The following is a 9,642-nucleotide window of genomic DNA, read 5'->3' as shown; positions in this document are numbered from 1 at the left end:
CACTGCGTCCCGCCGTGCTGGCCGGCGCATTCCCGTCCGGGCTCTCCGGCACCTCGTCCGGTGCCCGTCCGGGCGTCGGCCGGCGCCCATCGGGCCGGGCGGCCCGCGCGGCCCAGGACTGCGTCGCCTGCGCGCCCCACCGCAGCCCGCGCCGTTCCCGCTGGACCAGCCTCCGGTCGCCGTACGCGCACCGCGACGGCTGCCCGGCTGCTTGATCTGATCCGACGAACCTCACCTGGCTCGCTCGCTGTGCTCTGTTGCGTGGAAGGAACGTGAGGACGTGCCGGACCTGGAGCCGAACATGAACAGCAGCGGCCGGCGGCGACCCCGGCCACGGCCGCTCCGGTGGCGGCCTGACCGGCCGGGGCCCGCTCCCGGGGTGGTGGAGCGGGCCCCGGCAAGCGCCGGTCAGCGGTCGAGCAGCTGGTGGGCCGCCCGGATCCCGGTCCACGACTTCGGCTGGGCCGGAGCCACGGGGACCCGTGCGGCGGCGGCCGGCTCGGGGCGCCCGGCGGTGAACAGCCAGGTGGTGAAGACCGCGTCGAGGTCCCGGCCGGAGATCCGCTCGGCGAGCGCCTGGAACTGGGCGATGGTGCCGTTGCCGTAGCGGTGCTCGGCGGTCCAGGCCGGCAGGATCCGGAAGAACGCCTCGTCGCCGACGGCCAGCCGGAGCTGGTGCAGCGCCATCGCGCCCCGGTCGTAGACCGCGTCGGCGAAGACGTCGCCGGCGCCCGGGTCACCGGGGAGGACCTGCCAGAACTCCGAGTCGGCCGGGTAGTTGGCGTAGGTGAAGTCGAACAGCTCCTGGGCGGTGCCCTCGCCCTGCTCCTCCGACCAGAGCCACTCGGCGTACGAGGCGAAGCCCTCGTTCAGCCAGATGTTGCGCCAGTCGGCCACCGAGACCGAGTCGCCGAACCACTGGTGGGCGTTCTCGTGCACCACCACGTACGTGTTCGCGCCGCGCCGCCAGAAGCCGGGGCCGTAGACCGGGCGGCTCTGCGTCTCCAGGGCGAAGCCGATGCCGTCGACCGGGCCGGCCACGCCGCCCCGCGCCTCGAACGGGTACGGCCCGAACACGCCGCTCTCCCAGTCGATCACCTCGGCGGTGCGTTCGATGCTGGCCCGGGCGGCCGGCGCGCGCTCGCCCAGCGTGGTGCTGTACGCGTTCAGCACCGGCTGTCCGTTCGGCGCGGTGTCGGTGACGATGTCGTACTGCCCGATGGCCAGGAACGCCTGGTAGGTGGCGCCCGGCTTGACGCTGCGCCAGCTCCACCGGGTGCGGTTGCCGGCCTCGGGCAGCGGGGCGCGCGGCTGCACCCCGTTGCTGATCACCTCGACGCCGGTCGGCACCGAGACGGAGACGTCCCAGGTGGCCTTGTCGGTCGGGTGGTCGTTGCTCGGGTACCACCACCAGGCCGACTCGGGCTCGTTGACGGCGAGCGCGCCGTCGGCGACCCGGGTCCAGCCCGTGTAGCCCTGGACGAGGGTCTCCGACGGGACGCCGGCGTATTTCACCACGACGGTGAGCTGCTGTCCCTTGAGGATCGGCCGGGGTGCGGTGACCACCAGCTCGTGCGCGCCCTCCCGGGCGAAGCCGGCCGACCAGCCGTTGACCCGGACCGACTCGACGTCGAGGGCGAAGTCGAGGTTGAACCGGGACAGGTCCTGGGTGGCGGTGGCCAGGACCGTCGTGGTGCCGCTGAGCCGGTCGGTGGCCGGCTCGTAGCGCAGCCGGATGTCGTAGTGGCCGACGTCGTAGCCGCCGTTGCCGTAGTCGGGGAAGTAGCTGTCGCCCAGCCCGGGGCTGCCCGGGGTCGGGGTGGCCGCCGCGGGCTTCTTCGGCCGGCCCCATTCCGGTAGGGCGGCCTGGCCGGGGGCTCCGGTCACGACGGTGCCGGCGGTGGTGACGGTCAGGGCGGCGATGGCCGCCGTGAGAGCTCGTCGCACGGGGTGGACTCCCTCCATCGGGGGTGTACGCACCGCCAACCTAATCGATGGTTGTGAACGCACATGCCCCGGAACACGAGTCGGCGCTATTCAATTTATGCCGATGTTTCGATAGGATTACCGACTAGTAACAAGCTCCGACCCCCTGGCCACGCGCGCGGTCAACGGGCTCCACCACCCCTGTCCCGTGGAGGTCCTGTCATGTCCCGTCGCGCCCGCACCGCCCTGGCCGCGCTGCTCGCGGCCGTCCTCGGCGCCGTGCTCGTCCCCGGCGTCGCCAAGGCGGCCACCGTCAACTACGTCGCCCTCGGCGACTCCTACTCCTCCGGCGTCGGGGCCGGCCCGTACGACCTCTCCACCTGCCTGCGCAGCCAGAAGTCGTACGCCCCGCTCTGGGCCGCCGCGCACGCGGTCACCAGCTTCAAGTTCCCGGCCTGCGGCGGCGCGGTCACCGCCGACGTCATCAACAGCCAGGTGAACTCGCTGAGCACCGGCACCACCCTGGTCACCGTCACCATCGGCGGCAACGACGCCGGCTTCGCCGACGTCATCACCAGTTGCCGGTTCGGCAGCACCTCGACCTGTGAGGGCGCCGTCAACGATTCCCGGGCCTTCGCCACCGCCACCCTGCCCGGCCGGCTCGACAACACCTACGCCGCCATCCGGAACCGGGCGCCCAACGCCCGGCTGGTGGTGCTCGGCTACCCGCGGCTGTTCGAGACGAACTACTGCGGCCTGCTGGCCATGAGCACCTACAAGCGGACCATCCTCAACCAGGCCGCCGACCTGCTCGCCACGGTGATCGCCGACCGGGCCCGGGCGGCCGGGGCCACCTTCGTCGACGCCCGGCCGTTCTTCGCCGGCCACGGCGTCTGCGCCGCCGACCCGTGGATCAACGACGTCAGCGGGCTCATCGAGGCGTACCACCCGGACGCCGACGGCTACCGCTACGGCTACCTGGCCGCGCTGACGGCCGCCTGCCGCTGCCGTCCGCCGATCAGCGCGCCGGCACCAGCTCGCCGGCCAGGTCCGGCTCGGTGCCGCGCACCGTCGGCTCGGCGTGCCGTGCCCGGGCCGCCCGGCGACCGGAGGGCACGGCCAGGGCGGCCACCGCGGCAGCCAGCGAGATGCCGGTGAGCAGCAGGAAGCCCATGGTGAACCCGGCCTCGCGGGGCAGCCCGCTCGCCTGCGGGTGGGCGGTGATCACGGTGCTGGCCACCGCGGCGCCGATCGCGCCGCCGATGGTGCGGATGTTGGCGTTCATGCCGGTCGCCACGCCGGTCTGGCGGGCCGGCATGTTGGCCACGATGAGGTTGGCCATCGAGGCGAAGGCCAGCCCGATGCCGAGCCCCACGAGGCCGCCGGCCACGCCGATCTCCCAGCGGGTGTCGTGCGCGACGGTCAGCATGGCGGCGGCGAGCACGTTGAACACGGCGCCCGTGGCCAGTTGCGCCTTGGCGCTGAACCGGGCCGCCAGCCGGCCGGCGACGATACCGGCGACGAACATGCCGACCAGCATGGGCAGCATGAGCAGTCCGGCCTGGGTGATGCTCGTGCCGAAGCCGTACCCGGCGCTGGTCGGGATCTGCACGAACTGCGGCAGGAAGGCGTAGACGGCGAACATCGAGGCGCCGTAGAGCAGGGCGACCAGGTTGGTCGTCCAGACCGCGGGCAGGCGCATCATCCGCATGTCGATGAGCGGGTTCGCCGAGCGGGCCTCGGCCACCAGCCAACCGGCCAGGAGCACGCCGGCGAGCACCAGCAGGCCGGTCACCCGGCCGGAGGTCCAGCCCCAGGCCGCGCCCTTGCTGACCGGCAGCAGCAGCGCCACGAGCCAGCCGGAGAGGAGCAGGGTGGCCGCCCAGTTGACCCGGCCGGGGGTACGCACCGGCGACTCCGGCACGAACCGGTGCGCCGCGAGCGCGGTGAGGCCGACGACGACCATCGGGATCCAGAACAGCCAGCGGTAGCCCAGGGTGGCGACGATCGGCCCGGCCAGTACGACGCCGAGGCCGCCGCCGGCGGCGACGATCGCCGAGATCGCCGCGACGGCCGAACTGACCCGGGCGGCGGGGAACTCGTCGCGGATGATGCCGAACGAGAGCGGGAAGACCGCGCCACCGATGCCCTGGACGACCCGGGCGGCGATGAGCATGCCGATATTGGGCGCGACGGCCGCCAGCAGGCAGCCCAGCGCGAGCGCGGCGAGGGAGACGACCAGGGTCCGCTCCTTGCCGACCATGTCGCCGATCCGGCCGAGGACCGGCGTGAAGATCGACGCGGACAGCAGGTAGGCGGTCAGTACCCAGGTCACGGTGTTCTGCGAGGTGTGCAGGTCGTGCTGGATGGTGGGCAGCACCGGGGTGATCAGCGACTGGAGCATCGCGAAGAAGCCGGCGCCGGCCGCGAGGACGAGGAAGGTCAACCGGCGCGAGTCGCGCCGGACGGTGTCGATCACGGAAATGACTCCCGTTCGTGGGGCGAGGTGTTTCCGGGCGGGCCGCTCGCGCGGAGGGGCGACGGTGGCGGCCCAGGGGGTGTCTCAGCGGTCTGCGGGCATGGTGGGACCTCCCGGGGTCCGATGTCTGGTTCGCCGATCACGGTGGGTGGGATCGGCGGGGAAAGCCGGAGTAAGCTATCCGGAGGCAAGGCTCCGGTCAGTTCCGGAGGGGTGCCTCCACTAACGTATCGGAGGGGTGCCTCCGCTTGCAAGGGGAGAGGGGTGACGCCCGTCATGGCCAGCGCCGACCAGCTGGGCGAGGTCTTCGCCCGGCGCCCGAAGCGGGCCGATGCCCGGCGGAACTACGACGCGCTGATCGCCGCCGCCCAGGAGGTGTTCGGCGAGTGCGGCGCCGGCGCCTCCCTGGAGGAGATCGCCCGGCGGGCCGGGGTGGGCATCGGCACGCTCTACCGGAATTTCCCGAAGCGGCGCGACCTGTTCGAGGCGGTCTACGTCGAGGAGGTGCGGGCCCTCAGCGCGTCCGCCGCCGACCTGGCCGGCCTCCCGCCGTGGGACGCCCTGGTCGCCTGGCTGCACCGGTTCGTCGCCTACGTCGGCACCAAGCGGGCTCTCGCCGAGGAACTGGTGCACGACTCCGAGGTGTTCCGCACCTGCCGCACCGAGATCTACGCCGCCGGCGAGCCGTTGCTGCGCCGCGCCCAGGAGGTCGGAGTGGCCCGGCCGGACGCCACCTTCGACGACGTGGTGCGGCTGGTCAGCGGGATCATGGCGTACCAGTTCTTCGAGCCGGCCCAGCGCGACCGGGTGCTGGGCATCGCCCTGGACGGCCTGCGCCTTCCGGCCGCGCCCCGCTGACGGGGACGGTCCACGCGGGACGCCCGGGTCCCGGCCCGCACGGGAGAAGCTCCCGGCGGGCGGCCTCGAACTGCTCCACCTGCTGGCGCGGCTGCTCCGGCGGCCCCGCCGCGGCGACCGGCGGCCCGGCCGCCGACGCCGCCCGCCCCGGACCCGACGACGTCGCGGGGGTGCTGCGCGAGCTGCACCGGCAGCTCTCCGTGGAGGCCTTCGGGGCGGCCCGGCTGCGGTTCCGGCACTACCCGCTGGCCGACTGGCTGATGCACCAGAGCCTGGCCGTCGGGGTGGACGCCGCGGACAGCGGCCGGGCCGCGCTGGTCCGCCGGCTGCGCGACTGGCGGGGCCGGCGGGCCGGCGACGATCCCCAGGTGGGCGGGGGCTCGGCCGTCGGCACCGCGCTCCAGGTCCTGCTCTGGCTGCTGCGCCGGGCCATGCCGAGCGTGGTGTTCCGGATCGCCGTGTCCGGCCGGGTGCCGGTGTTCGGGCGGCAGTACCGCTGGTTCATGCGGCAGCAGTACCTGGCGCCCCGGCAGTCGGTGACCTTCCTCGGCTTCGCCGAGCGGCTCACCGCCGGCTGGCGCGACGGCGAGCACCCGGCCCAGGTCGAGAAGCTGCTGCTGCACGCCTTTCTTGAGGACCTGCGGCAGGCGTACCGGCGGCGGTTCTGGCGGCCGGGGGACTGGCGGCGCACCGCGTACCCGGTGCTGCTGCTCGACGGGGTGGCCACCGACAACGTCGGGCACACCCTGGCCCGGCTGCTCGACGAGGTACGCAACGAGACCGGCCGCAACGACCCGCTGCTGGTGGTGGCGGTCGCCGCCGGCCCGCCGCCGGAGCCGGCCGCGGCCCGCCCGGTGGTCCAGGCCGAGGAGGCGTACGAGGAGTGGGCCGAGGCGCTGCCGGAGATCCGGCGCCTGCGCCGCCCCGGCGCCTGGCTCGTGGTGCTGCGGATCGACGGCGACGACCTCGGCGCCCCGGTGGGCGTCGCCCCGCCGGCGCTGGTCGCCCCGACCCGCCCTGGTGGTCGCGGCGGTTCCTGCCGGCCGCCGTGGCCCTCGTACTGCTGGCCGGGGTGGGCGTGTGGGCCACCGCGCGGTGGGCGCCGGACTGCCGCCCCTGGCCGGCCGACCGGGTGACCGTGCGGCTGGTCGGCGGCGAGTGCGTCGGCTACAGCGACACCGCCGGCCAGGTCTTCAACAGCGAGCCCGGCCAGGACCGGCTCCGCGCGGTGCAGCGGCGGATCTTCGCGCAGAACCGGGCCGCCGAGGAGGTGTGGCGGCGCAGCGACCACCGCCGCCCCTACCTGACGCTGGTCTACCTGGGCAGCCTCACCGGCAACCGGACCCGGGCGGACGAGGAGTCGTACGTCTCCGAGCGCGAGGAACTGGAGGGCATGGCGACCGCCCAGTACGCGCTGCTCAAGGAATCGGCCGCGGCGGACGACGCGGCGCTGCTGCACATCGTGGTGGCCAACGCCGGCCGGCAGATGCGGCACGCCGGCGAGGCGGTCCGGCTGCTGGAGGGGCTGGCCCGCGACGATCCGACGGTGCTCGGCGTGGTCGGGCTGGTGGACAGCCGCGCCAGCACGGCGTCGGCGCTGCGGGAACTCAACCGGGTCGGCCTGCCGGTGCTGGCGCCCACCCTGTCGGCCGACCGGATGGACGCCAACTCCAGCCTCTACCTGGCCATGTCGGCGCCCAACCGCGAGCAGGTGCGGATGGTCGAGGCGTACGCCCGGCAGGTGCTGCGGGTGGGTGAGGCGCACGTCTACTGGACCACCGGCGAGGGCAGTTCGCTCGCCGAGGACCTCTACGTCGCCACCCTGGTGGACGGGCTGCGGGAGCGGTTCGGCAGCCGGCTCACCCGGCTCGACGAGTGGCGCAGCGGGCGGCGGATGACCCAGGAGTGCGGCTACCGGGGGATGCTCTTCTTCGCCGGGCGCTGGTCGGAGTTCGACGGGTTCCTGCGGGCGCTCAAGGAGTGCGGCGCCGACCCGCCCCGCCACCTGGTCGCCGACGACTCGGTGAACCGCTACATGGCCAATCCGGGGCTGCGGGCCAGCGCACCGGGCAACCTGCCGGTGACGTACGTGTCGAAGGCCGCCCTGGCGACCTGCGCCGCGCTGCGGGCCGCGCAGGCGCGGCGCGACGACGCCCGGGGCAGCTTCCTCACCTGGATCGGCGCGGACGACCTGCTCGACCCGCCGCGCTGCCGCGACGGGGCCGGCCCGCCGGTCGGCGAGCGGGTCAGCCTCGCCTACGACGCCGCGATGATGGTGGTGCGCGCGCTGGAGAGCCTCGCCGCCCGGTTGCGGCACGCCGACACCGGCCGGCGCTGGGAGCCCCGCTCGGTCAACCCGGTCGGGGTGCACGCCGAGGTGCTGCGGCAGAACGCCGCCGGCGGCTACCCGGGGGTCGGCGGCCTGGTCCGGTACGCCCCGGACTCCGGCGAGCCGGTCGCCAAGCGGCTGGCGCTGCTCACCGTGGCCCGGGTGCCCGACGTGGCCGCCGCGCCGGTCGAGGTGTTCGCCTGCGGGGTGGCCGACGGCGGCCCGGATCCCGGCTGCCGCCCCCGCTGACGACGCGACGGCCGGCGGCCCGGGGGGCCGCCGGCCGTCACCGTCGGAGTCAGGACGCGGCGAGGTCCGCGTTGCTCGGCCGGCCCCAGGGGCCAGTGATCGCGAAGACGTAGCCCGGGGACTGGATGTTGGCGAACAGGATCTTCCCGTCCGCGCTGAACGTCGGGCCGGTGAACTCGCTGTCGTTGAGCTCGTTGCGGGCCAGCGGGTACGCCTTGCCCTGCTCGGTCACCCCGACCAGGTGCGACACGCCCTCGCCGTCCTCGGCCAGGATCACCCCGCCGTACGGGGAGACGGTGATGTTGTCCGGCCCGTCGTAGTTGCCGTTGTCCGCGTCCGGGTCGGGGTTCACGCCGAAGATGGTCTTCAGGGTCACGGTCTCGGTGCGCGGGTCGTAGAACCAGACCTGGCCGTCGTGCTCGTTGGTGCTGCCGTCGGTGTGCCGGGCGAAGCTGGCCACGAAGTACGCGCCGCCGTCGGCCCACCAGGCGCCCTCCAGCTTGCGGCTGCGGGTCACCTCGGCGTCGGTGAACTGCTTGCGTACCGAGACGGTCCGGGCGTCCCGGTCCGGCACGTCCACCCACTCCACCTTGTAGCGGGTGCCCGGCGTGGTGGCCTCGGAGAGGTCGGCCACGTGCTGGCTGCCCCGGAAGCAGGTCATCGCCTGCAGGCTGCCGGCGGTGTCCCCGTCCGGCCGCTGGGCGAGCGCCCGCAGGGCACCCTTGCCGGCCCGGAAGCCGGCCGGCGGGGTCCAGCGGAAGTAGAGGCCGTTCGGGCCGCCCGCGTCCTCGGTCAGGTAGATGGCGTGGGTGTACGGGTCCACCGCGACCGCCTCGTGCGCGTAGCGGCCGAGGAACTTCAGCGCCACCGGGTTCTGGTTGGCGGCCCGGTCGTGCGGGTCCACCTCGAAGACGTACCCGTGGTCCTTCAGGTACTTCCCGCCGGCCTTCTGCTCGGTCTCCTCGCAGGTCAGCCAGGTGCCCCACGGGGTGATGCCGCCGGCGCAGTTGTTGTGCGTGCCGGCCACGCTGACGTACTCGCGCAGCCGCCGGCCGCGCTGGTCGACCTCGATGGTGGTGGTGCCGCCGCGGGCGCCCGGGTCGTAGGTCAGCCCGGCCAGCGCCGGCACCGGGTACGGCTCGCTGCCGCCGATCTCGTGGTTGTTCACCAGCACCGACCCGTTCGGGCCGAGAAAGCAGCCGGTGCCGTCCGCGTCGCTCGGAGTGGCCTGCCCGGACTCCAGCAGGGTCACGCCCGCCTGGGCGACGATGGTGTACGAGAAGCCGGGCGGCAGGGCCAGCAGGCCGGCCGGGTCCGGGACGAGGTCGCCGTAGCCGACCGCCGGGCGGGTCGCCGCCCGGGCCGCCGCCGGGCCGGCGATGGCTTCCAGGTTGCCGGCCACCACGATGCCGAGGCCGGCGGCCGCGCCACCGTGCAGCAGGGCCCGTCGGGAGATGGGGGAGGAGGTCACGTCGTCGCCTTCCTGTTCACAGCGTTGCTCAGGGCAGAGGCAAGTCGGGCCGGGGGAACGGCGTCCGGTGGGAACGGCCACCGTGGGATGAACAGTGGACCAACGTCGGGTGCGCGCCGCGTACTGTGCCGGGCCGGCGCGCGTCCGTTAGGGTTCCCCTCGATCAGGTACGGCGGCGTCGGAGGGCGGACGGTGGGCAGGCTCGCGACGGCGTACCGGCAGGCGGTCGCCCTGCACCGGGAGGCCCTGCGCCGCTGGGAGGCGGCCCGGCGCGCACTGGCCGCCGCCGGCCCGGCGCCCGTCGGCAGCCCCGAGCTGGTGGCGCGGCTG

General features: G+C 74.3%; 7 protein-coding genes and 1 pseudogene. 5 read left to right on the top strand and 3 right to left on the bottom strand.

Features of this window, described 5'->3' with window-relative positions; translation table 11 throughout:
* Positions 1 to 215: hypothetical protein (locus tag B0E53_RS38765; protein ID WP_210406252.1), on the top strand; the 215-nt coding region annotated here is incomplete at its 5' end.
* A 193-nt stretch (positions 216 to 408) separates the two neighbouring features.
* Here B0E53_RS38765 and B0E53_RS28605 read toward each other — a convergent pair.
* On the bottom strand, positions 409 to 1,947 hold the full coding sequence (locus B0E53_RS28605; protein WP_107078857.1) for a M1 family metallopeptidase: 1,539 nt from the start codon (positions 1,945 to 1,947) through the stop codon (positions 409 to 411).
* Between the two features lie 201 nt (positions 1,948 to 2,148).
* Here B0E53_RS28605 and B0E53_RS39780 point away from each other — a divergent pair.
* Positions 2,149 to 2,922, top strand: a pseudogene (locus B0E53_RS39780) (SGNH/GDSL hydrolase family protein); the annotation flags it as partial.
* Positions 2,923 to 2,944: 22 nt separating this feature from the next.
* Here the strand turns inward: B0E53_RS39780 and B0E53_RS28595 are convergent.
* Positions 2,945 to 4,405, bottom strand: a complete 1,461-nt coding sequence (locus B0E53_RS28595; RefSeq protein WP_107078856.1) for an MFS transporter — start codon at positions 4,403 to 4,405, stop codon at positions 2,945 to 2,947.
* Between the two features lie 264 nt (positions 4,406 to 4,669).
* On the opposite strand from B0E53_RS28595, the gene B0E53_RS28590 reads away from it, so the two are divergent.
* The 3 genes from B0E53_RS28590 to B0E53_RS39770 all read left to right on the top strand — a co-directional run bounded on the left by B0E53_RS28590 (position 4,670) and on the right by B0E53_RS39770 (position 7,841).
* Positions 4,670 to 5,263 carry a TetR/AcrR family transcriptional regulator gene (locus B0E53_RS28590; RefSeq protein WP_107078855.1) on the top strand — a complete coding sequence of 198 codons (594 nt, stop codon included), beginning with the start codon at positions 4,670 to 4,672 and terminating at the stop codon, positions 5,261 to 5,263.
* Positions 5,264 to 5,433: 170 nt separating this feature from the next.
* The gene (locus tag B0E53_RS39775) at positions 5,434 to 6,399 is read left to right on the top strand and encodes a hypothetical protein (protein WP_246835651.1); all 966 of its coding nucleotides are present in this window, start codon (positions 5,434 to 5,436) and stop codon (positions 6,397 to 6,399) included.
* Complete coding sequence (locus tag B0E53_RS39770) at positions 6,312 to 7,841, top strand: hypothetical protein (protein WP_246835650.1); 1,530 nt, start codon at positions 6,312 to 6,314, stop codon at positions 7,839 to 7,841. The genes B0E53_RS39775 and B0E53_RS39770 overlap by 88 nt, the downstream gene beginning before the upstream one ends.
* 49 nt (positions 7,842 to 7,890) lie before the next feature.
* Here the strand turns inward: B0E53_RS39770 and B0E53_RS28580 are convergent, their stop codons facing one another.
* Positions 7,891 to 9,312: an alkaline phosphatase PhoX gene (locus tag B0E53_RS28580; RefSeq protein ID WP_107078854.1), complete on the bottom strand. Its 1,422-nt coding sequence runs from the start codon at positions 9,310 to 9,312 to the stop codon at positions 7,891 to 7,893.
* Positions 9,313 to 9,642 lie beyond the last annotated feature (330 nt).

It is taken from the genome of Micromonospora sp. MH33 (assembly GCF_003013775.1).
In the GTDB taxonomy this organism is placed as follows: Bacteria; Actinomycetota; Actinomycetes; order Mycobacteriales; family Micromonosporaceae; genus Micromonospora; species Micromonospora fulviviridis.
The sequence above is the reverse complement of the archived record's forward strand: the minus strand, read 5'-3'. Positions and strand labels throughout refer to the sequence as shown.